23 protein-coding genes and 1 pseudogene are annotated in these 22,130 nt (G+C 36.8%); 9 read left to right on the top strand and 15 right to left on the bottom strand.

The genetic code is table 11. The annotated features are described in order from the left end of the window. Positions 1-25 precede the first annotated feature (25 nt). Together RZN25_09125 and RZN25_09120 are read left to right on the top strand one after the other, a co-directional pair. Positions 26-337 (top strand): DUF3905 domain-containing protein, encoded by a 312-nt coding sequence (locus RZN25_09125; GenBank protein MEQ6376978.1) that lies wholly within the window; start codon positions 26-28, stop codon positions 335-337. Between the two features lie 147 nt (positions 338-484). Then, positions 485-562, top strand: a pseudogene (locus tag RZN25_09120) (YjcZ family sporulation protein). Positions 563-640: 78 nt separating this feature from the next. On the opposite strand, the gene RZN25_09115 reads toward RZN25_09120, so the two are convergent. The 5 genes from RZN25_09115 to RZN25_09095 form a co-directional block, all read right to left on the bottom strand. Continuing rightward, on the bottom strand, positions 641-2,596 hold the full coding sequence (locus tag RZN25_09115; protein ID MEQ6376977.1) for an EAL domain-containing protein: 1,956 nt from the start codon (positions 2,594-2,596) through the stop codon (positions 641-643). A gap of 205 nt (positions 2,597-2,801) precedes the next feature. Further along, complete coding sequence (locus RZN25_09110) at positions 2,802-3,224, bottom strand: YwpF-like family protein (GenBank protein MEQ6376976.1); 423 nt, start codon at positions 3,222-3,224, stop codon at positions 2,802-2,804. A gap of 30 nt (positions 3,225-3,254) precedes the next feature. Further along, positions 3,255-4,277, bottom strand: coding sequence for a GTP 3',8-cyclase MoaA (gene moaA / locus RZN25_09105; protein MEQ6376975.1), 1,023 nt, complete (start codon positions 4,275-4,277; stop codon positions 3,255-3,257). A 39-nt stretch (positions 4,278-4,316) separates the two neighbouring features. Next, positions 4,317-5,585, bottom strand: coding sequence for a molybdopterin molybdotransferase MoeA (locus tag RZN25_09100; GenBank protein ID MEQ6376974.1), 1,269 nt, complete (start codon positions 5,583-5,585; stop codon positions 4,317-4,319). A gap of 141 nt (positions 5,586-5,726) precedes the next feature. Further along, entirely contained in the window at positions 5,727-6,776 is a 1,050-nt protein-coding gene (locus tag RZN25_09095; protein ID MEQ6376973.1) for a radical SAM protein, read from the bottom strand. 215 nt (positions 6,777-6,991) lie between these two features. Here RZN25_09095 and RZN25_09090 point away from each other — a divergent pair, with 215 nt between their 5' ends. Further along, positions 6,992-7,228, top strand: coding sequence for a hypothetical protein (locus RZN25_09090; GenBank protein MEQ6376972.1), 237 nt, complete (start codon positions 6,992-6,994; stop codon positions 7,226-7,228). Positions 7,229-7,697: 469 nt separating this feature from the next. Here the strand turns inward: RZN25_09090 and RZN25_09085 are convergent, their stop codons facing one another. Continuing rightward, the gene (locus RZN25_09085; GenBank protein MEQ6376971.1) at positions 7,698-7,841 is read right to left on the bottom strand and encodes a hypothetical protein; all 144 of its coding nucleotides are present in this window, start codon (positions 7,839-7,841) and stop codon (positions 7,698-7,700) included. Positions 7,842-8,748: 907 nt separating this feature from the next. Between RZN25_09085 and RZN25_09080 the strand changes: the two genes are divergently transcribed. Then, the gene (locus RZN25_09080; GenBank protein MEQ6376970.1) at positions 8,749-9,489 is read left to right on the top strand and encodes an SDR family oxidoreductase; all 741 of its coding nucleotides are present in this window, start codon (positions 8,749-8,751) and stop codon (positions 9,487-9,489) included. 133 nt (positions 9,490-9,622) lie between these two features. Here the strand turns inward: RZN25_09080 and RZN25_09075 are convergent, their stop codons facing one another. From RZN25_09075 to RZN25_09055, 5 genes are all read right to left on the bottom strand, one after another. Beyond that, positions 9,623-10,234, bottom strand: coding sequence for a methyltransferase domain-containing protein (locus tag RZN25_09075; protein ID MEQ6376969.1), 612 nt, complete (start codon positions 10,232-10,234; stop codon positions 9,623-9,625). Positions 10,235-10,608: 374 nt separating this feature from the next. After that, on the bottom strand, positions 10,609-11,109 hold the full coding sequence (locus RZN25_09070; GenBank protein ID MEQ6376968.1) for an N-acetyltransferase family protein: 501 nt from the start codon (positions 11,107-11,109) through the stop codon (positions 10,609-10,611). A 73-nt stretch (positions 11,110-11,182) separates the two neighbouring features. Then, positions 11,183-11,710 (bottom strand): thiol-disulfide oxidoreductase ResA, encoded by a 528-nt coding sequence (resA, locus tag RZN25_09065; protein ID MEQ6376967.1) that lies wholly within the window; start codon positions 11,708-11,710, stop codon positions 11,183-11,185. Between the two features lie 184 nt (positions 11,711-11,894). After that, positions 11,895-12,137 (bottom strand): hypothetical protein, encoded by a 243-nt coding sequence (locus RZN25_09060; GenBank protein ID MEQ6376966.1) that lies wholly within the window; start codon positions 12,135-12,137, stop codon positions 11,895-11,897. Positions 12,138-12,329: 192 nt separating this feature from the next. Beyond that, positions 12,330-12,527 (bottom strand): hypothetical protein, encoded by a 198-nt coding sequence (locus tag RZN25_09055; protein ID MEQ6376965.1) that lies wholly within the window; start codon positions 12,525-12,527, stop codon positions 12,330-12,332. 547 nt (positions 12,528-13,074) lie between these two features. Here RZN25_09055 and RZN25_09050 point away from each other — a divergent pair. Then, positions 13,075-13,920 (top strand): hypothetical protein, encoded by an 846-nt coding sequence (locus RZN25_09050; protein ID MEQ6376964.1) that lies wholly within the window; start codon positions 13,075-13,077, stop codon positions 13,918-13,920. A gap of 14 nt (positions 13,921-13,934) precedes the next feature. Further along, positions 13,935-14,672, top strand: a complete 738-nt coding sequence (nfsA, locus tag RZN25_09045; GenBank protein MEQ6376963.1) for an oxygen-insensitive NADPH nitroreductase — start codon at positions 13,935-13,937, stop codon at positions 14,670-14,672. A gap of 184 nt (positions 14,673-14,856) precedes the next feature. Here the strand turns inward: nfsA and RZN25_09040 are convergent, their stop codons facing one another. Beyond that, on the bottom strand, positions 14,857-15,909 hold the full coding sequence (locus RZN25_09040; GenBank protein ID MEQ6376962.1) for a P1 family peptidase: 1,053 nt from the start codon (positions 15,907-15,909) through the stop codon (positions 14,857-14,859). 283 nt (positions 15,910-16,192) lie between these two features. On the opposite strand from RZN25_09040, the gene RZN25_09035 reads away from it, so the two are divergent. Further along, positions 16,193-16,345: a hypothetical protein gene (locus RZN25_09035; protein ID MEQ6376961.1), complete on the top strand. Its 153-nt coding sequence runs from the start codon at positions 16,193-16,195 to the stop codon at positions 16,343-16,345. A gap of 318 nt (positions 16,346-16,663) precedes the next feature. Continuing rightward, entirely contained in the window at positions 16,664-17,986 is a 1,323-nt protein-coding gene (locus tag RZN25_09030; protein ID MEQ6376960.1) for a TrkH family potassium uptake protein, read from the top strand. Between the two features lie 286 nt (positions 17,987-18,272). Here RZN25_09030 and RZN25_09025 read toward each other — a convergent pair whose 3' ends face one another. From RZN25_09025 to RZN25_09015, 3 genes are all read right to left on the bottom strand, one after another. After that, complete coding sequence (locus tag RZN25_09025; GenBank protein MEQ6376959.1) at positions 18,273-19,700, bottom strand: hypothetical protein; 1,428 nt, start codon at positions 19,698-19,700, stop codon at positions 18,273-18,275. A gap of 340 nt (positions 19,701-20,040) precedes the next feature. Next, positions 20,041-20,592, bottom strand: coding sequence for a GNAT family protein (locus tag RZN25_09020; protein ID MEQ6376958.1), 552 nt, complete (start codon positions 20,590-20,592; stop codon positions 20,041-20,043). Between the two features lie 7 nt (positions 20,593-20,599). Then, complete coding sequence (locus RZN25_09015; protein ID MEQ6376957.1) at positions 20,600-21,466, bottom strand: DUF1028 domain-containing protein; 867 nt, start codon at positions 21,464-21,466, stop codon at positions 20,600-20,602. A gap of 322 nt (positions 21,467-21,788) precedes the next feature. Here RZN25_09015 and RZN25_09010 point away from each other — a divergent pair, with 322 nt between their 5' ends. Beyond that, the gene (locus RZN25_09010; GenBank protein ID MEQ6376956.1) at positions 21,789-22,094 is read left to right on the top strand and encodes a hypothetical protein; all 306 of its coding nucleotides are present in this window, start codon (positions 21,789-21,791) and stop codon (positions 22,092-22,094) included. Positions 22,095-22,130 lie beyond the last annotated feature (36 nt).

Below are 22,130 nucleotides of genomic sequence, written 5' to 3'. Positions count from 1 at the left end.
ATTAGCAAAAAGTGTTCATTTTCACTTGACGGTTACATCATTACCTCATCAAATCAATGCCCCTTCCTTCAATGGTACTGACCATGAGTTAGAAGTGCCTTTTGAAAATGAGCATGGTGTCGTAATTGGAGATAGTTATTATGATTCTCCAAATTCCCCCTTAAACCATTGGAGCCTTGAAACGGAACCCTCGGTAATGTCAGGACCTGAGTGGGTTCATCCAACAAATGATATCGGATGGAATACAAGGGAAAACCGTCATTATATTGAAGCTGAACATTTTAGAAAGGGTTGGTTCTCCCATCCATACCTTGATACATCTTATGAGGAAGATTGAATTATTTCACAAACTTTGGGCAGACGTATAGACGAATCTCTTCCCCCTTTCATAAGGTATAGTGTAAACCTTATGGAGGTGAGATTAATGGGCTTTGGATATGGATACCCTAATTATTGCTATGGCGGCGGATATTATGGTGGATCAGGCTATGGAAACAACTTTGCCCTAATTGTTGTTCTATTCATCCTACTCATCATTGTTGGAACAGCATACTTCAGCTAAAGGTTAAACATCTAATCATTGGACATTAACACCTAAATAATAAAGAGGTTCTAGAATGTTCTAGAACCTCTTTCACATTTAAGCCATTTTTAAAAAAGTGGCCAGATTTTTGGGATGTAATGGTTTACTATAATAAAAACCTTGAATTTCATCACATTTTTCTTTTTGCAAAAATATGAGTTGTTCCTCTGTTTCGACACCCTCAGCAATGACCTTCATATTTAAAGAATGTGACATATGGATAATCGATTTAATTATAGCTTGATTTCGTTCTCTATTCTCATGAATGAAAACTTTATCAATCTTTAATTTGCTGATCGGAAATTGACTTAAATATTTTAAAGAAGAGTAGCCCGTTCCAAAATCATCAATTGACACATGAACTCCTAATTTCCGCAAACCTTGAAGAGTAAAAATAATCTTATCTTCATTTGTCATTGCTATACTTTCGGTAATTTCCAACTCTAAATACTTGGGATGTAATCCCGTCTCTTTTAATATCTCTTCTACCTTTTGAACCAGATTTTTTGAATGGAATTGCTTTGCTGACAAATTCACACTAACAACAAAGGGTTCATATCCTTGATTTTGCCATTCCTTGTTTTGCCTGCAAGCTTCACGTAAAACCCAATAGCCTAATTCAACGATAAGACCGGTTTTTTCAGCAATAGGAATGAAACTCCCTGGAGAAACTAACCCGCGCACAGGGTGGTTCCACCTTATTAGCGCTTCTAAACCAACCACTCGACCAGATTCAATCTCCTTTTGGGGCTGATAATGAATTTCAAATTGATTTTCGCGCATAGCTCTGCGAAGTTCATTTTCCATTGTTAACCGGGCTCTAAAATTTTCTGAAATAGAAGATTCGAAAAGTTTATAATGACTTCTGTTTTTTTCTTTCACAACATACATTGCAGAATCCGCATGCTTAATTAAGTCATTCGCATCATAACCATTCTCAGGATAAATGCTTATCCCAATACTAATGGACGTAAATATTTCATAATCCCCTATTTGAATTGGAGTATGGAAAGACTGAATAAGTTTTTCAGCGAATTTTTCTGTTTCTTTTATGTCTTTTAATTCTCTCTGAAGGATAATAAATTCGTCTCCGCTCATTCTAGCAAGAAATTGATTTCCGTCGATTAATTTTTTTAATCGTTCTGTACATTCCCTTAAAAGATCATCACCAACCGTGTAACCCAATGTATCATTTATCTGCTTAAAGTAATCAACATCAACAAAATATACAGCCATTTGTTCTTGTTGTTTTTTTGCAAATTCAATAGCATCTTTCAATGTCAGATCAAAAAGGGTTCGATTAGGCAATCCAGTAAGATCATCATAGTAAGTGATGTACTCAATAACTTTCTCTTGATTCACCCGTTCTGTCACATCTCTAACTACCGCTACTTTTAGTTTTTCATCAAAGTTAGGGTAAGGAAAAACGATTCCTTCAATATGTAATATATTCCCATCTTTTGTCTTTCCGATTAAGTTATATGTATGTTCAAAACAATCCTTATCTTCCTCCATACTTATAGCGTAAGAAGTCTCGTCTATTAACTCTAATAATGGCTTTTTTAACAAATCACGCACTTCATATCCTAGCATGTTTGAAAATGCTGAATCACAGTCTATAATAAGGCCATTATGGAATAATACTAGTCCTTCACTAGGATAGTTAATCTTTTTTATATAGGTCTTCAACTTTTCAACATTCGCTTGCACAGATAATGGATGAAGAAGTAGACAATATAAGTGGTCTTGCTCAAATTGTAGACACTTAATTTGAAAATATCGTTTTGAACCATCACGTATTTCCATTAGTACATGTGATTCCTTCTTCTCTTTAAGAATCTCAAAATCAAAATAATCAAAAACACTATGTCTAGATAATTCATAATGACCAATTAGGGAATGGGCAGCTTCATTTGCTTTAACTATCATTCCCTCATGATCTACAAATAGTAAGGCATCATGAAGATGATCTAATAACCATTGATCAATAGGTAGCGAAATCGAACGTGACATGTCATTTCCTCCAATGCTGTTGACACATTATGTAAAGTGTTAATTTCCAACAACTTGACCCCGTTTTTCTATATCTATGTATAAAATTCTGCATGAATCGTCAAATTCCTGCTAATTCACAAAAGTTCGCACCTTAAGAAACATATATAATTTTTATTAAAACCTGAGCATCAAAAAAGAGTTGCCCAAAGCGGACAACCCTTTTTTAGGAACTGTAAGCCGTTAGCTCTTTAAATTTTTCAAAAAGTTCATCACCTTGATAACCCTCATCAATGAGCCGTTTTAGCATTTTTTCTACTTGATCCTGTTTACGGTCAATTAATGTTCCAATGAATAAAACATTGATGTGATCTCCAATTTCATTGTACTCAATCACCTTTGCTAACACCATAGCAGGACGATTGCTTTTTTTGGTAATCACTGCCTGGAGCATTACATTTTCATCATCTTCAATATAAGAAGAAAACAAGGGCAAATAATCTTTGGATAAAAAGGCTTCGACCACCCAGCGATTTTGTTCATCCTCTCGGTTAACAATCAATCCATCTATTAACTCTAATGGAGTTTGAACAATTTCTTCTTCTTTCTCATCGATTATATCTAAAGAAACAAGTTTAAAGGTCTTCACTTCCCTCTTCTACCTCCCTATGCCTAGATTTTAGCCTCCAATATAAGACATCTCGATTTTTTTCTTTTTAATCGGTTTTGAGTTGGCTCGGTCCTCTGAATACCGATCGTTTCTCTTTGTCCAGAGCTTGATCATTTCTAAAGTGATCATGTGATCGTTAGCTCCTTCTCTCATAAGATGCCGAACATCATATCCGTCCGATGCAAAAAGACATGTATAGATTTTTCCATCTGCGGACAATCTAGCTCTTGTACAGCTTCCACAAAATGCATCAGTTACCGACGAAATAACGCCAATCTCGCCTTTACCATCCTGGTAACGGTATCTAGAAGCAACTTCACCAAAATAATTGGGGTCCGTTGGCTCAAGTGGAATTTCTTTACTAATCATATCAATAATTTCTTTTTTTGTAACAACAGATTCTAAATTCCAACCATTGGAATTACCGACATCCATAAATTCAATGTAACGCAGCACAATGTCCTTATCTCGGAAGTATTTAGCCATTGGTACAACCTGGTCTTCATTTAATCCTTTTTTCACAACCATGTTCACTTTGACTTTTAGTCCTGCCTTTTGAGCAGCTTCAATCCCCTTCAATACAGGACTCGTTTTCACACCTCTGCCATTAATAGATTGAAAAACTTCATCCTCAATTGCATCAAGGCTAACGTTAACTCTACTTAATCCAGCCGCCTTTAACTCATTAGCATATTTTGGTAAAAAAATGCCATTGGTAGTAAGCGCTATATCCTTAATTCCCTCAATTTCATATAATTTAGAAATGAGTTCAGATAAATTTTTTCTAAGTAGGGGTTCTCCTCCCGTTAAGCGGATTTTCTCAACACCAAGTTTAGAAAAAATTTCGGCCAATCTTACAATTTCATCAAAGCTCAATAATTCTTTCGCAGGTAAAAAACGATAATCATCTCCAAATATTTCTGCAGGCATACAATAAGTGCATCTAAAATTACATTGATCTATTACAGATATACGCAAATCTTTTAATGGTCTATTTAAACGATCTACCACAGAAGAGTCGTGATTTGTCATCGTTATCCCTCTCCCCTCTCCTTTACAAAATAAGTGAAACTATTCCCAAATGACAGAACTTCCTTGAAGTGTCTCTAACAAAAGCACATCCACCTTATCACCTTTTTCATAGCCTCTTGTCCCACCCGGAAGAATCATTAATGCATTTGTATCAGCTAAAGAGGTGACCGCTGCAGATTTATCTAATCCTGCAGGATAAACAAAGACTTGACCATCTTCAAAGTCAATATAACTCCTTACAAATCTCATAAAAGGATTTGCTTTAGGAAAATCAGTCCCTAAAGTCGCTTCTATTTTTGGTGTAAAAGGTCTTTCTGTATACTGAGCTGCCTGTATAATCGGTCTTGAAAAAAGTTCAAAACCCACATAACAAGCGGATGGATTACCCGAAAGGCCAAACAGTAATTTCTTACCTAAAGCCGCAACTGTTGTAACACTTCCGGGTCTCATCGCTATTTTATTAAACAATACCTTAGCTCCTAGTTTATCATAGATTTCAGGCATTAGATCATAATCTCCGACAGAAACTCCTCCAGTTGTTATTAAAAAGTCTACATCATCAATTGCTTTTTGAAGAGCTTGGAAACATAAATCAAAATCATCTACCAATTTCCCTAGATAGACCGGGATCCCTCCAGCTCTTTTAATTTGAGCGGAAATCATGTGTGCATTAGAGTTTCTGATTTTGCCCGGAACCAGTGGTTCATCTACATCAAGCAGCTCTGTACCAGTAGCAAAAAGCCCCACTCTTGGTTGCCTTGCCACTTTAATATAGGAGTAACCAAAGGTAGCTAAAAGAGCCTTTATACCAGGATTTATTCGCGAACCTTTTTTTACTAATACAGCTCCTTCAGATGTCTCACTGCCTTTCAGACCCACATTTTCCCCTTTTTTTAGCTTTCGCTTTAACGTAAAAAATGGAGAATCGCCTTCGGAAGCATCCTGTGTTACTTCAAACATTGCAACACAATCGGCTCCATCCGGTATTTGTGCACCAGTCATAATACGAACTGCCTCAAATTGGCCAACTGTCTTAGTAGAAAGCTGACCAGCACCTATATGATCAATCACTTTAAATTTAACAGGATTTTGAAGGGATGCATTTCTAGTGTCTTCAGATCGGATGGCATATCCGTCATATGGAGCTTTATCAAAAGGCGGCACAGGGTGGCTGGAAATTACATCCTCTGCTAAATATCTACCTTCACAATCCTGTAAAGAAATAGATTCGCTTTCTTTTTCTATTCTATATTTCATAACTCTTTCGACAGCTTCTTTTATTTGTATCGGTTTTCGAAACTCGAACATTAAAATCTACCTTTCTGAAATTTCCGTTATTCTCATACCATCACTTGTTTGGTCTTATTGTACAGGAAAGATGAGGATTTTGGTATGACTTCTGTCACATTTTTATATCTTAAAAGGACAGGCGGCTGCCTGTCCTTTTATTTAAACCATCGGTTCATAATTACAGTAAGGTTCTGGTGCCATAAAATCCTCTGTGCCATAGTAGGCTCTCGCCCTACAGCCTCCACAAACATTCGTATACTCACAAAATCCACACTTTCCTTCTAAAGCCGATTGGTCTCTTAGCCTATGAAAAACAGGACTATTATTCCATATATCGTTTAAAGATTGTTTCGTTACATCTCCCGCTTCTACTGGAAGATAGCCACAAGGCTGAATTTTACCCTTATGGGAAACGAACAACACACCTGTTCCAGCCAAACATCCTTTTGTCATAGCAGACATTCCATGTGATTTTGAAACAATTCTCTCTTTTTTATCTTTCGCAATTTGTCTCATGATTCGATAATAATGTGGAGCACATGTAGCCCTGATTTCAAAATCAACTTCCTTTGAACGATTATAAAACCATGTTAATACTTCTTCATATTCATCCGAAGAAAGCATATTGGTTTCAGTAATTTGCGCCCCACAACCTACAGGAACTAGCATAAATAAATGTAAAGCATTTATTTTTTCCTTATTTCCTAATTCAATCATAGCTTCTATTTCATTCACATTATGTCTTGTAATCGTTGTATTAAATTGGACCTCTACCCCAACTTCTCTTACTAAACGAGCCCCTTCTAAAGCTCTTTCAAAAGATCCTGGAAGTCCTCGGAATTGATCATGAATAGAAGGACTTGGTCCATCAAAGCTAATCGCTACCCGATGAATTCCTGCGTCCTTGATTTTTTTTGCCACTTCTTTTGTTATTAAGGTTCCATTAGATGCCATAGCAACAGTGATTGGCTTTGAACTAGCATATTTGGCAATTTCAAAAAAGTCTGGACGATACAAAGGCTCTCCACCAGTAAGTATCAAAATAGGATGATCAAAAGTAGCGATTTGATCTATAACTTCAAAAACTTTTTCTGTGGAAAGTTCGTCTTTAGAACGCTGAGGTTGAGCAGTTGCTCTACAGTGAATACACTTTAAATTACACCCTTCTGTTAACTCAAAAAAAACAACCCTTGGTTGTGAACGAAACATGATAGTAATCCCTCCAACAAATCTCTTTATAGTGAATATTTTAATCTCATTAATTATTGTAAAAAAAAGACTCGTAAAATCATGTAGATAACAAACTACTTTTTTGTGTCTTGTTTTGTTCACATTTGTCACATTTGAAGTGTAATTTTTCATCTGCAAAGTATATAGCCCCTCATAAGAGGAAAAACTATGGAAAATGAGAAAGGAGTGATTGGATGGATCATCCTTATGTTTCGGAATGGGAAAATTACAAAAATAAAATCACGGAAAGTCGTGAGGCACTATCCTCGCAGTTTCAGTCCCTTGATCACCAATTACAACAAGTACAAACGGACGGTGATCAGCAACAATATGCAGATTTACTCGACCAATGGCAACGTTCTAAAGGACAGTTAGATAACGCTGATTCCTTATTAGAACAACTAGATGTCAACCAATGGCTAAGAGGATAACTATGTTCGGATAAGAAAAGTGCAAGCGCCCTTCGAAACAAGAAAAGCACTTGTTTCTGCGAAGTAGCTCTATGTAGCTTTCCTTTGTGCGATTACTTGGGGCAAAAACTTCGAAGATTACTCGATGATGCTTTTTCGCTGGAGCTAGACAAATTTTATACTTTCTTGAATTAAAAATGCTGCCCGATCTAATCAGGCAGCACTTCATTTGGTTACCAAATATATTTGGTTTTGTAAGTTCAATCTTATGAGCAATGTCATGTGCTCTTTCAAACGATTCATCAACTTCTGAATCTAAACGTCGACGAATGAAATTGTTAAAAATAAGATATTCAATTTCATTGTTATATCTCCTCCGTTAATCCCAAATTTTACGCGCTATCTTTCACTACTTCGAACCAATCTAAAAAATACGCAAGCCTGCTTTTTATCATCATCATCTCTCCCTTATTAAATAGTTCCTTTCCCCCTACAAGAAATTTTGTAACATATACTTTTGCTTACAATCAAAACCCTTGTCTTCAGGGTGAGTCGGAACTTTTATTCCGTAATCAGGCAAACTTTTTTGTTGACGTTTCACCGAGATGGCAAATGAAAACAAATGAATTGTCATTATCAATCCCTCCTTTACTTACGATTTGGCATATACTATATAGTTAAAGGGAATTACCCTTTATACCCAAGAAAACCGACAAAATCATTTTATTATCGATATCCTGTCATTATTCCTACTAATAAAAAAACATTTTTTCTGAAATTGGAACACTCGGCTTATCACCTAGTCTTAATGGCGTAAGTTGCGAAAAAAAAGAAAAGAACATTATCGTATGATCACGGTTCAACGGAAAATGACACATGAAAAATCGGCGAATGAAATCCTCTCTCTCGGTTCTCGAAACCATGCGATTTCAGTCCTTGCAAAAGCATTCGAAACAGAAAACTCGTAATCAAAAGAATGGGAAAATCAATCGGAAGAAGCGACTTGGAAAATCAATAGCAAAGCGAGTCAATTTAACCATATCAAAGGAGAATATAACAAAAACAACTTTCAGAAAGGTGGAATGATTTTGGGGAATTTCTGATTCAACGCGATTTAAATAGTGCGTTTTTAATAAGAAACAGGAATAAAACTCTTCACTCTATTGATGTAAACTTATGCCACGAACAGTGGGATCATTTTATTGAATTGCATAACTGCGAGATTGCACAGTTAAAACAATCACAAAGCAACACATTGCGTTGGTTTATCGCATAAAACAAACCTGATTGGTCATGACAACGTCCAAAAGAAGTCGGAACGAGGAGCATATCAAGAGTCTTTCTAGGCTTGTTGAGAGTAGTGCCTTGCTATACCGCAATACGTCCGTTAATGTTTTAGGAGAATTCAAGCCAGTACTTTGGTGGAAACTCTTCCCGAAAGGAAAGATAAGGGCATAAGAGATAAGCTTGTTAGTATCCTAGAACCCCACTGCTACAGCTGTGGGAGTTGTCAGCATATAAGAAAAGGGAGGTACACTTAAATGAAATTTCAAAATGATATTGTGATGATTACCGGAGGAAGCAATGGTATAGGACAAGGACTTGCCAAAGCATATAGTGACCAAGGTGCAACTGTAATAATTTTGGATTTAGATGAGAGAAAAGGAAGAGAACTCGTGGACACCCTTCCATCAAAGGCTTACTTTTATTTTTGCGACCTTAGAAATCCCGATCAGATACAAAGAACCATTCAAAAACTTGAAATGGAGATTGGGATTCCAACTATATTAATCAACAATGCTGGTATTAGCACCTTTAAAGACTTCTTTTCATTAACTGTAGAAGATTGGGAAAATGTCATTCAAACAAATCTTAGAAGTGTCTTTCTCTGCTCACAAGAATTAGCGAAACGCTGGAAGGATCTAAACATTCATGGAAGAATCGTAAATATGGCAAGTACAAGGGCTTTTATGTCAGAACCAAATACAGAAGCATATTCCTCTTCCAAAGGGGGGATTTTCAGCTTAACCCATGCCCTAAGCATGACATTAAGCCCTTATCATATTCGGGTAAATTCTATTAGCCCTGGATGGATTGAAACTAGACAGTACGACGGATTGCGGCTAATTGATCACTCTCAGCATCCATCGTTGAGGGTTGGAAGACCAGAAGATGTTGCGAAAGCATCCTTTTATTTAACTGACCCTGAAAATACTTTTGTAACGGGGGAAAATATTGTTGTAGATGGTGGAATGACGAAAAAAATGATTTATGAACACTAAAGAATAAGATGATTCCTTACATTTTAGGAATCATCTTTTTCATTGGGGAACGTTTAGAAGCTAATGAAGCTCCAAAAAGCAAGCAAATGTATAAGACAAATAGGGCAGGACAATGTATAAATTCCAACTCTTTTTATTTTGGTGTTGCTTTAATTTTTTTCATAATACCACCGAACAAGTCTTCTGTTTCCGTAACTTTTATCCCAGCTTTATGTAGATTATCTAATGTTTTTCGATTAATGTTCGCTCCCCAAAGAGAAACTGTTAAGGGATTCAATACATCCATGATGGGACCTAGCAATGGATTGTTACTTTTCATATGTTCTAACATTAGAATTTGTCCATCCTGCTTACAAACTCTTTTCATTTCCTTCATCCCTTTTACTGGATCAGGAACCGAACAGAATACACAGCTTGTTACTACATAATCGAATTCATGATCATCAAAAACCATATCTTGAGCGTCCATTTTGACTATCTGAATGGATGCCTTATAGGAGTCTTTTTCTAATCTTTTCTCTGCTTTTTTCAACATACCTTCACTAAAATCTATACCTATTACTTCAGCCTCTTTTGAATAAAAAGGAAAGTTCGCTCCAGTCCCAACCCCAACTTCGAGGATTTTACCGGATAAACTGCTAAGTAAATCCTCTCTCCACTTTTCTTTAATCATTCGATCCATCATATCATAGATCGATGACACACGATTATAACGTTTCCGTATGATATCTGAATGTTTATCCATTGTATCCCCTCTTTAGTAAGAAAAGCGCAAGCGCCCTTGATCATCGACGTAAGGCGGTGGATTAAGGATCGTCGGCTAAAACCGTCACATCGTGTGACAACGCCGACGTGACCTACATCGTGTAGGCCCAAAGGAAACACGGTTCACGAGGGCTCGCAGGATGCGAGTCAGTTCGGTGTTGCGACAAATGTTTTCGGTGGGCCGAGTAATTGGATGTCGCGTTTTTAACCGAACCTCCTTCATCGATGTTGACTTATCGATGGAGAGGAGGGAACCGACTCTAGTCGATAGGGCGCTGGAGCTAGACAAATTTTATACTTTATCTTGTAAAAAAGTCGCCTGCAGAAGACGACTTTCATTTGATAATGTTTCGATTAAAAATTTGCAGAAGAAAACCATTGATATATAGAGACATCCAACCAACGATCAAATTTAAAGCCTACTTTTTTCATGGTACCAACTAATTTAAATCCAAACTTTTCATGCAACTTGATACTTTTCTCATTTTCACTAGTAATTAAAGAAAGTACTGTCTTATACCCTACTTCCTCTGACTTTTGCAAGCATTGTTTCAGTAATTCTTTTCCGATCCCTTTTCCTTGATAAGTTGGATCAATATAAATGGAAAGTTGCGCTGTATATTGATAGGCGAGCTTTTGATGATAGGGCAACACATAAGCATACCCCGCCATTTCTCCATCAACATCAACCACAATTAATGTATTACAGTCTTTAAATTGTTCAAACCAGATTACTTTTTCTTCTATTGTCTTTGGTTCTACATCAAATAAGGCAACACCGTTTAAAATTTCCTGATTCTCAATGGATAGAATACTAGGTAGATCATCTATTGTCCCTTCTCGATATGTATTCAAATACTCTCACCTCTTTAGAGTAGTATAAGAAATTTGAGAGAACTTGAAAAGATAATCTTTTTATTTGTCCATTTTATGGCTGAATTTGCTCCATATAATCATAGATCTGTTCTTCTGTTAAACCTGAGGTAATACGATCAATAACCATTCCTTCTTTATCTACTAAAAAAGTCACAGGGAGCTGTCCAATACCATATGCGTTCATCACGTCCTCTGAAGGATCAAGTAATATCGGAAAAGTGAGTCCATACTCGTTGACAAAGCCTTCGACAGTAACTTTAGGCTCGCCTACATCAACAGCTAAAACGGTCACACCTTTATCTTTAAAATAATGATATTGGTTCTCCATATATGGCATTTCTTCTTTACACGGTGGACAATAGGTTGCCCAAAAATTCAAAAAAACGCCTTGTCCACGATAATCACTTAGTTGTACCTTTTCCCCGTCTAAAGTTTCTAAAATAAAATCAGGGGCCATATCTCCTGTATCTATTCTTTTTTTCTCATCTTGTAGACTATTTACGATAAATATAATGGTTAAGCCCACTAATACCAAAAGTAAAAGCAATCGAAACCAAAATCTTTTTCTCTTTTTATCCATATTCTTCCCCCTTAATGCTACTAGTAGGTTAGAGTATCAATAACACCCAATATAAACAAAAAAACACCTGCTGTTTTTTGAGAAATTGTCCCTATCCTTCTCCCTTGTGTGAACCTCTCCAACTAATTGCTTACGCAATTTGATGGAACATCCCTTATCTTGAATACAGTACAAACAAGCACGATTAAGCCACCCTTGGTGACTTAATTGCCTGGTGAAGACTAATTAACGAAGATAAAGTTTGTGATGTTCTTTTTGCCACTACAGGAACTTTGGCCTGCAAGGACACCCATGAATTTTCAGACATGGATTTTTGATATGGCCGAATAAAATAACGAGCTGCTATATTATAACTACAAGATTTTGAAGGGGAATGCGGCGCTAATTTTTTGTTCAAATTGATAGGCAATCTCCAAAAAAGATTCACTAAAGAAACTTCCCACTTTATTATAAAGGTCATTCATCTTTATTACCAAACCCTTTGCACCAGCTTACTCCATTGAATTATAGTATAGAAATTTGCAAAATTCTTGCAGAATTCAATGGTTAACATTTGTTAGTAAATGATATATAAAAAGGGTGTTAGGGAATACCACCCTTTCCCTATAAGATACAACCATTATAACTTATTTTTTCTGTGTTTTTTGGCATTGGCGAATTTTTTGTGTAGAAAATCTGTCAAAACAACCAGGTACACTAACGAAGGTATTGCGACGATGATTAACAAAAGATCTTCTATTTTTCCCATAGCATGAAGTCCTACACTACCGAGCAAAATTAACACAATTAAAGCATCTAACCAGTAGACCCACTTCATACCCATCACCACCTATTGTGATATGGTGTATTGTATGATTAGTCGGCCTAGAATGTGATTCGAATAGACTCTATACAACCCTAATCTACTTGTTTAGAAAGAAATTAGAAAAGCACAAGCGCCCTTCGAAACAAGAAAATTCGAACAATTCATAAGCTTTTTTTGGTGTATAAAGTGAAACTTCAATCAGTGGCCGTCCCCCACTAATGTTAGCAACCAAGAGTATGACCTAATAATAGAATAAGTTTCTATAAAAAGATATTCTTATCCATAGATTTAGTACCTATCTTCGAGGAAAATTACCTGTTTGTCAATTACAAGTAGATGCATATTTATCAAGAATCCTGTTATAATAAAGTGAAACTTTTAATCAGTGGCCTTTGCTGACTGATTGTTAGCACCCAAGGGCATGAGGCCCTTAAACCATTCGGACATTTACGGGCAGTTTATCCCCCCACCTACTCTTCTCGTTTTACTAAAGATTTGAGGTGCGGTATGACTGTCCGTTATGCAGGATAAAGGAGTTTAAAAGGAGGGAACATGTAAAATGTTCCATAATTTACCTCGAAAAGCCTTACTCATTTTTATTATTTTAACCTTTTCCTTGATAGGGATTTTTCTAATTTTGAGTGAGTGGAGAGGCAGCAATCATGAGGTTACAGTTGAACCTAGATTTGAAGAAGGTTCTATGGAAGAACCGAAAACCACCTATGAAACAATTGAGGAACCTGAGGATATTCAAGAAATCACTTTACCTTTCGACACGGGAACTGTTACTTTTCATATGGAAGATGTTCCATTACTCCATGGATATTTAAAAGTCTCCGAGGATCCTGAAGCGGAACTACAAAGAATGCGCCTTTTATCTTTGGAACAAGAAGAATCCATTTATTTGCTAGAATACGGACCAGATATTATGAGAAAATCATACATTTTGTTGCATATCCTCCAGGATGAAATCTTCTCGATCCTTGTTGCTGATTTAACTAAATTTAAAGAAGCCTATTTTTCCCCAGAAAGAACAAAGGTTGCTCTTGTTTTTTTTCAGAATAAAGATAGTGTTGTAACTACAGATAAATTTAAGATTATAGATTTAGAAAAATGGGAAGAACTTATACTATATTCTGGGGATTCAAAGCTAAAAGTAGATGGTACATATCCAATTACCGCTGTTACTTGGCTGAATGAGGACGAATTAAGTATAATGATTCCAGATATAATGGATCCTAGTGATGAAGATTTAATAAAATGGTATAATCAAGATCTACCTCTACCAACCATGGAAATTCCTGTGACCTTTAAACCTCAAAAAATGGAAATAGAAAACGAAAATGAAAATGAAGAAATAGGGAAAGAGGATGAATCCATCGAGAATAGTCTTTTGCAAAATTAAAGGAGTTTTTAATCATGAATCCAACTATTGAAATACTCTTACAACACCGGTCAATCCGGTCTTTTTCATCAAAACAATTGACAAAGGAAGAAATTGACCAAATTGTATTATCTGCCCAATCTGCTTCTACCTCAAGTTATATGCAAGCTTATAGTATAATCGGTGTTACGGACAAGAAAAAGAAAAAAATATTAGCCGAGATCACCGGTCAATCTTACGTTGAAAATAATGGGTATCTGATGATCTTTTGCGCTGATCTAAATAGACTTACTACAACGGCAAATCAGGATGACTTTGAACAACTCAAACCCAATTTAGAAAATACGGAGCATTTTCTGGTTGCTAGTATTGATGTTGCCTTAGCAGCTCAAAACGCCGCAATTGCAGCTGAAAGTATGAACTTAGGAATCTGTTATATTGGAAGTATCCGGAATCAAATAGAGAAAGTCGGAAGCCTCTTCAACCTCCCAAAGCATGTAATCCCATTGTTTGGTATGGTGTTTGGGGAACCTACTGAAAAACCTGAAAAGAAACCGAGACTTCCAATGGAAGCAGTTTTTTTTGAAAATGAATACGGAAATACGTCAAATGCCGTACAGGAATTTAACGAAAAAGCACAAAAGTATTATAAACAACGCTCAATGAATCAAAGAATAGATAACTGGTCTGATCAAATGATTAGACGGTTACAAAAACCTATACGAATGGATGTAACAGATTACATCAAAAAACAAGGATTTAACAAAAGATAAAGTAAAACTTCATTCAATCAGTGGCCGTCACCCACTGATTGTTAGCGCCCAGGGTATGACCTAAATGCCCCTGGTAGTTTATCCCCCATCTACTCTTTTCGTTTCACTTAAGATTTGAGGTGGGGGTATTACTGTCGTTCATGCGGGATAAAGCTGATACTATTAAAAACGTGCAAGCTCTTTTTTAATTTGTTTTTCTTGCAATCTTATCTAATGGAATCCCTTCCCTTACCCTACCATTTCTTCCTTTTGTAGTTTCCGCCATTGTTAAGGAATTATAAATGGACTCTTCCGTTGCTTCAATAACTGCCTGAAAAATATCATTCATAACCTCATGATCATCTCGGAGAATGATTTTATTCTCTAAAGGTCCTTTAGAAAAATGAGGTTTTTTGTTTCCATTCGAAAAGGCAATGATAATATCTCCACTCCCATGATGTATATGACTTCCCGAACGCCCTAATCCAATCGAAGCTCTCTTAGCCAAGCGGTTTAGTTGTCTTGATTGTAAAGGTAAATCCGTGGCAATGATAATCATAATAGACCCATCTGGCAACTTTTCTTTTTTGACATCTTCCTTAAGAAACGGGTTTTCAGAAAGCCTGCCAAAATTACTTACAACTAATGTTCCTATCATATAATCCATAGGCAAATCAGCATGAATAATTTTCCGTGAGCTTGTCCCAATTCCTCCCTTATACCCAAGACAACTCATGCCCGTTCCCGCACCAACAGCTCCTTCCTCCACTTTTCCGGATTTAGCATGTTGAATTGCCTGTCTTGCGTGGAGAGGTTTGATAGGTAATGATCTCACATGGTTTAAAAACATATCGTTACATTCCCCAACAACAATATTTATCGATCCGGTTGTATCACCAATTTCAGGTGTATGCTGCAACATCTCTTCCAAAGTTCCCTGAAGAACAGCCCCTACTGAAAAAGTATTGGTTAACATGATCGGCGATTCAAGTTCACCTAATTCCTGAAGTTGAATAAGTCCAGTTGACTTACCAAATCCATTTAATACAAAGCTTCCAGCCTCTACTTTTTCATAAAAAGGATTTTCGCTGTGGGGAAGAATTGCTGTCACTCCTGTGCGAATTACTTTTTCTTCATTAAGTTCTTCTTTCAAAGTAACATGACCTACCAAAACATCAGGTACATCTGTAATGGAATTTAACGGACCCGTCGGTAATTTTCCAACAGATTTTCCTAACTCATTATATCTTTTTCTCATTTTCTTTCACCTCAGACTTAGACTACCCACCTTATCGACCTCACGCCCGGATTGAAGTTGGGGATTCCTAAGAACACCAACCTATCGGTTAGTTATGGATTAGGCTATCCCCGCAGTACCTGCGGTTAATCGCAATACTTCATTGCGAGGATTCAAACTTGTGGTTTAATTTGTTTTTGGCTTAGATAGATACGGAATTTGTACGATTATTTCATTAACATTGATTTTCACCACCTTGTAATATATACTATACATAGTATATCGTTTTCGGGAGGGAAGGACAATGGAAAAACAATCAGTTGTATTACGGTTTCCAAAAAAATTATTAGACAGAGTCGATGATTACAAAGAGCAAAAAGGTTTCGGTACTCGTACTCAAACTATATTTCACCTCATACAAGTAGGGCTCGAACAGTCAGACAATCGAGATAACTAAGATTATCCCTTGTACGAAGGCGATTCATCCCCAACTTATTCATCGGACTTCGTCCTTCACATCCCTTGAAAATATGAGCTTTTTCGCCTGTTTTTGCTGAGGAAACATCCCCTAACCTACCATTTTTCAATGCTATTCCTATGTTTCCCATCCCTTTGATGGCTCACCTACAAAAAAAACAAGGAAGTAAGAATGAATCATTTACCCTCCATAAGTATATTCTTATGAGTTTTTTACTTACATGAAACTTTAAATTGAAATCAATTCAAGATAGCGTTATGATACTACCATCTTAATGGGAAATGGGTGTCATTAAAGATGAAAAATAAGGTTATTAAAATAAGCCCACCTCAATTTTTACTCTTAATCTTTCTTTTATTCATTGTCTTTGGAACTATTTTGTTAAAAATACCTGCTGCAACACATGGTAGTATTAGCTGGTTGGATTCCTTGTTTACGGCAACTTCAGCTATGACAGTTACTGGACTTGTAGTAGTTGACACGGGTACTGCATTTACTATTTTTGGCCAAATGGTCATTCTTTTCCTTATTCAAGTAGGAGGAATAGGAATTATGACCTTTGCTGTTTTTATTTTCTTAGTGCTAGGTAGAAAAATTGGTTTAAAAGAACGATTGCTTGTAGGAAATTCATTAAACCAAACTTCACTTGGTGGGCTAATTAGATTAGTAAAACGGATTTTACTTTATTCCCTGATCATTGAGGGAATAGCTTTTATATTTTTAACGCTCCGGTGGGGACCAATGCTGGGTTGGCGTGATGCAATATACGCGGCCTTTTTTCATTCCATCTCTGCCTTTAATAATGCTGGATTTTCTATTTGGTCAGATAGTTTATCAGGATATGTTGGGGATCCAGTGATCAATATTATCATTACACTCTTATTCATCATTGGTGGACTTGGTTTTACTGTCCTATTTGATTTATGGAGAACAAAAGAATTTCATCAATTGTCTCTCCATTCGAAATTAATGATCAAAAGCACGATTATTATTAACCTTCTCACCATGATCCTATTTTTTGTTTTGGAATATAGCAACCCCGATACAATAGGTTCGCTCTCTCTTGGGGAAAAGCTTTGGGCATCGTACTTCCAAGCCGTAACACCAAGAACAGCCGGATTCAATACTCTTGATATTGGAAGTTTACAGGATCCCACTTTGTTTTTTACTATCTTTTTAATGTTTATAGGTGCCGGAAGTGCCTCAACTGGTGGAGGAATTAAGGTCACCACATTTCTAGCAATTACCTTGGCTGCGACTGCTTATATGCGTGGGAAAGAAGATATTGATATTTCTGAACGTGCCTTAAGCCAAGGTACTGTTTTTCGCTCTTTAGCTATCTCCATTTTATCAGTTGGAATTATTTTTCTAGGCCTGTTTATTTTAACAATTTCAGAGTATGGAGAAAGTTTTATAGCTCTTTTCTTTGAAGTTGTAAGTGCGTTTGGAACAGTAGGTTTGTCTATGGGAATAACAGCAAGTTTATCGGCAATTGGAAAATTGGTGATTATTTGCATCATGTTTATTGGAAAACTCGGGCCCCTAACTTTAGCATTTTCAATAGCTGCGCCTACAACAAAATTAATACGCTATCCAAAGGAAGAAATCCTTACTGGATAAAGCAGGGCGGTTTGTCTATCTAGGTGCCACTAACCTTCGTATTTGACAATATTATTCAATAAGATAACGCAAGCGCCCTTCGAAACAAGAAAATCGCTTGTTTCTGTGAAGAAGCTCTAAATAGCTTTCCTTTGTGCGATTACTTGGGGCAAAAACTTGAAAGATTACTCGATGATGCTTTTTCATTGTAGCTAGCTAGACCAATTTTATACTTATCTTGTAAAAAAGATGATTCCTCAATTGAAAGAGGAATCATCTTTTTTATTATCTTGATCTAAACAGCTTTTTACCAAAGCAACAATGCAAATATTGTAGAAATAGTTAACCCTAAAACAACAGGAAAGAAATTTTTTCTAACTAAATCCATAACGGAAATTCCACAGAACCCTGCAATAGCAATTAGTGATGACCATGCTATAATGGTACCGCCACCTGTCCAGATAGATCCCATTTGTCCAATGGCTGCCAATGTGGCCGGATCTATACCGGAACCAGATAATGCTCCAGATAATGCTCCAGTCAAAGGAAGACCAGAAAATCCAGATCCATCAAGCCCCGTAATCATTCCAATGATCAACAAACTGAATCCTGTAACAAAAGTGCTTTGCGGGATCCAGTCTTGGCCGGCTTGCACAAGGTCAAATAAAAACGCTGGAGCTGAATCATCACCTACGGAAAGTATACTGCCTGCAAAATCTGAACTTCCTAAAAAGAAAAATCCTGCAATAGGAATAACAGGTCCCATTGCTTTAAACGCAAAGACGAAACCGTCCGTTATATGTTCACTAATTTTATCTAATGCACGATGCTTTTTAAATGCTACAGTTGAAAGAAGCAATAGAATTACAGCAACTCCTCCAATAAAGGCAGCACCATCGCCTCCTTCAAATCCGCCCATTCTTCCTGATCCTAGTTTTGAGTAGATCATATAAATCATAACAGCCAACATGGCTAATGGAACAATAACTGCAAAAACGGTACTCCAGAAAGAGTATCCTGAACTTCCTTCATTATCCTCTATATCTTCTTTTCCACCTTGAATCGCGGAGATTTCCACCTCAGCTATTGAATCTCCTTTTTTTCTAATAAATTTTCGATTTAAAAGGTAGGCTGTTCCTATTGCCACAAAACCAGTGATCAAGGAAAGAACCATTGTTTTATTAACAAGTACCCCTTGATCAACTCCCGCAGCCTTTGCAGAAAGTCCTGGAGCTACCTGAATAATATAGTCAGAAGAAAGAGCCATCCCTTGGCCAGCAAGTGCCACCGCAATAGCGGCTGTCATAGCAGGTAGACCTGCACGAATGGCAGCAGGAACTAATAAAGCACAAATTAGCGGAACAGCTGGAGTCGGCCAGAAAAATAGAGAAATTACGTAGGTCACAATGACTAAGATGAAATAAGCAATATGTCCATTGGTCATCATTTTCTCAATGGGTTGAATCATTTTCCGGTCAGCACCAAGTTCCTTTAAAGATTGTAAAAGGGCCACCATGAATGTAATGATCAGAAAGATATTAAATAATTCAGTCGCTGCAACTAAATTCGCATTAAATATGGCTGTAAAACCTGAAATGATGCTTCCTTCATACACCCAGGCCACTAGAAACGTACCTAACAATGTTGGGAGTACGACACCTTTTTTAAACACCATCGTTAAAATAATGGCGAGAGTAAATACTCCGTATAAAAAGTGTGCTGCAGATAAATCCAACTTTTTCACCCCTTTTTAGCGATTTCAACATTGCGATGTTGTGTAATAGGCTATGCAAATTCATTAAAAGGAGTGACAAATGCCTAGTATGAGAGCTAAAGAAGAGTAAAATATACGCCTTGCATGGAGTTCAAAATAAGAAAAGCGCAAGCACCCCTCGAAACAAGAAGAGCCTTGTTTCTGCGAAGTAGCTCTATATAGTTTTCCTTCCTGCGATTACGCAGGGCAAAAACTTCGAAGATTACTTGATGAAGCTTTTTCGCTGGAGCTAGACAAATTCTCTAACAACTTATAAATTCTGATACTGTAAAAAAAGTCAGACACGGTAAAAGTGTCTGACTCAATCATTTTCTAATTTTGAATACAACAAATGATCCTTCCATTGGCCTTTCATAAGGAGATACCCTCTAAGAAGTCCTTCTTTAACAAAACCATTCTTCTCCAGTATACTTATAGAAGGGATATTTGAAGGTGCTACGGCAGCTTCCACTCTATGTAGTTGAAGGTCATTAAAGGCATACTTAGTCATTAAAGCAAGAGACTGAGTACCATATCCTTTCCCGACGTAGTCCTTAGATAGAGAAAACCCAACCATTCCTTGATTTAAGGGACCTCTTAAAATATGGAATATAGAAATCTCTCCTATTAACTGCTCCTTTTCTCGCAAAAAGATACCACAGTTAAATTCTTTTCCTTTTCCAGTTGAGTGGATCATATCTTGTAATCTTTGTTTTTGTACATTATAAGTATAGTAATTGGGATGATGATCTGGTTCCACCTTTGACCAAAAATATTGATTGTCATAAACTAGCCTAAACAAGTTCCTTGCATCTTTTTTTTGGAACGGTCTCAAATAAAGTTCTTCTGATTCTATAATAATTCTCTTCCCCATTCATCAATCACCTAGATTTATTTTCCATAAACTTTAATACTTCTAAATCAATTTTCCCTTTATCCTGCTCTCTTTCCTCGAAGTTCTCTGTATGAACAAAGCGTGTAAGGGCTTCAAAAAGAGCATCATCTGTTGGGGGATCTTCTTCCAAATATCCCCAACGAAGAAGTTGAGAGACTAAATCACTTTTAATAGGTCCATTGATTTCCTTGATATTTTCAGGCTTCGTTTGCCCAAAATAAAGTTGCTGGAGTTCATATAAACGAATAAGCTCCTTAATAGGCTCGGGATGATCATCTACGCGCAAATCAATAAAATGGTCATTATATCCACCATATCCACCTTTTTCTTTCACTACATATAAGGCAGCAGACTGTTTTCCACGAGAATCACCGCCTGAGGCCTGTCCAGAATCTAAAGCTTTTAACAATCTTTCAGAAAGGGTCCCTTGGGTAGTAGTAAAAGTATCTGCCATTGATTGGACAGTCTCCTGTCCTACTAAAATATTACCTTGAGCAGCAAAATTTTTCCCAGTAATCCCACCTGCCCAGTCATAACATTTAGCTCCCGTAAAAGTTGCCACATTTCCTTTGGCATCCACAATTCCAACTTGCCTAAATTCTCGGTCATCATCTTCAGAAAGGAGTCTATCAAGTGCCCCCTGAGCTGATAATCCATTTTCGATAAGCTTTAATCCATTGGGACCAAAAGAAGTATTTGCATAGGATTGAGTCGCAACCGCTCCAACTCCGGCCTTAGCCCATGGTACTACAGCACCTACCCCAATAAACTTAGATTGCACTGCTATTCCTAACTCCCCTGTTTCAGGATCGAAACCCACAATAGAAAAAGTTGCAACCAGTCTCTCCTTCATTTTTATCCTCCTCGAAAAAGTCCGTATTTTTAAATTCATTTCTATTTTCAATCATACACTTTTTTGAGAGGACAGAAAACAAAGAAGGCAATAAAGAGAATTATTGTGCTCCTCCCACTGCAGCATTACTTCGTCTTCTTTTTTGTATCATATGGACTCCCATAACCACTGCGATCCACTCTTCACTTGAAACCTGCATGAGTTTATTAAAAACGTTAGAAAGTTTGTAGACTTTTTTGTTCAGAAATTCCACATAATAAAAAAAGGTTTTTTTATCAGTTAAGAAGAATGTAAAATAGTATCAAATAAAGGAGAGATTCATATGTCTATGGTTACTTTAATGAAATGGATAACTGGTGGGATTGAGGCGTTTTTTGCCATCCCTTTCGTCGGTGGGATATACATAATAAGCTCAGCGTGGGTTGCCTTAGGCGTCATGCTTGCTCTACACTTAGTTACTCTAGTTTTGTCTATAAAAAATGGAGCTGTAAGTGTTGGTAGTATTTTTGGAATATTGGCTAGCGTCTTAGGGGTAATACCGGTGGTTGGATGGTTCCTTCATATCTTAACAGCCATTATATTAATTGTCGATGCCTCTCTGTCTACTTTTAAAAGCAAAAAAGAATAGAGAAAGAAAAAAGCCACCTCAACAGTGGCTTTTTTT

It is taken from the genome of Bacillaceae bacterium S4-13-56, assembly GCA_040191315.1.
Lineage (GTDB): Bacteria > Bacillota > Bacilli > Bacillales > JAWJLM01 > JAWJLM01.
The sequence above is the reverse complement of the archived record's forward strand: the minus strand, read 5'-3'. Positions and strand labels throughout refer to the sequence as shown.

Excerpts from the sequence above, each read along its gene's own strand:
- nfsA (MEQ6376963.1), top strand. The coding sequence starts at position 13,935 with ATGAATCCAACTATTGAAATACTCTTACAACACCGGTCAATCCGGTCT.
- RZN25_09055 (MEQ6376965.1), bottom strand. The coding sequence starts at position 12,527 with ATGAAGTGGGTCTACTGGTTAGATGCTTTAATTGTGTTAATTTTGCTC.
- RZN25_09100 (MEQ6376974.1), bottom strand. The coding sequence starts at position 5,585 with ATGTTCGAGTTTCGAAAACCGATACAAATAAAAGAAGCTGTCGAAAGA.
- RZN25_09035 (MEQ6376961.1), top strand. The coding sequence starts at position 16,193 with ATGGAAAAACAATCAGTTGTATTACGGTTTCCAAAAAAATTATTAGAC.
- RZN25_09020 (MEQ6376958.1), bottom strand. The coding sequence starts at position 20,592 with ATGGGGAAGAGAATTATTATAGAATCAGAAGAACTTTATTTGAGACCG.
- RZN25_09090 (MEQ6376972.1), top strand. The coding sequence starts at position 6,992 with ATGGATCATCCTTATGTTTCGGAATGGGAAAATTACAAAAATAAAATC.
- RZN25_09115 (MEQ6376977.1), bottom strand. The coding sequence starts at position 2,596 with ATGTCACGTTCGATTTCGCTACCTATTGATCAATGGTTATTAGATCAT.
- RZN25_09040 (MEQ6376962.1), bottom strand. The coding sequence starts at position 15,909 with ATGAGAAAAAGATATAATGAGTTAGGAAAATCTGTTGGAAAATTACCG.
- RZN25_09075 (MEQ6376969.1), bottom strand. The coding sequence starts at position 10,234 with ATGGATAAACATTCAGATATCATACGGAAACGTTATAATCGTGTGTCA.
- RZN25_09095 (MEQ6376973.1), bottom strand. The coding sequence starts at position 6,776 with ATGTTTCGTTCACAACCAAGGGTTGTTTTTTTTGAGTTAACAGAAGGG.
- RZN25_09010 (MEQ6376956.1), top strand. The coding sequence starts at position 21,789 with ATGTCTATGGTTACTTTAATGAAATGGATAACTGGTGGGATTGAGGCG.
- RZN25_09015 (MEQ6376957.1), bottom strand. The coding sequence starts at position 21,466 with ATGAAGGAGAGACTGGTTGCAACTTTTTCTATTGTGGGTTTCGATCCT.
- resA (MEQ6376967.1), bottom strand. The coding sequence starts at position 11,710 with ATGGATAAAAAGAGAAAAAGATTTTGGTTTCGATTGCTTTTACTTTTG.
- moaA (MEQ6376975.1), bottom strand. The coding sequence starts at position 4,277 with ATGACAAATCACGACTCTTCTGTGGTAGATCGTTTAAATAGACCATTA.
- RZN25_09080 (MEQ6376970.1), top strand. The coding sequence starts at position 8,749 with ATGAAATTTCAAAATGATATTGTGATGATTACCGGAGGAAGCAATGGT.
- RZN25_09050 (MEQ6376964.1), top strand. The coding sequence starts at position 13,075 with ATGTTCCATAATTTACCTCGAAAAGCCTTACTCATTTTTATTATTTTA.
- RZN25_09030 (MEQ6376960.1), top strand. The coding sequence starts at position 16,664 with ATGAAAAATAAGGTTATTAAAATAAGCCCACCTCAATTTTTACTCTTA.
- RZN25_09085 (MEQ6376971.1), bottom strand. The coding sequence starts at position 7,841 with ATGACAATTCATTTGTTTTCATTTGCCATCTCGGTGAAACGTCAACAA.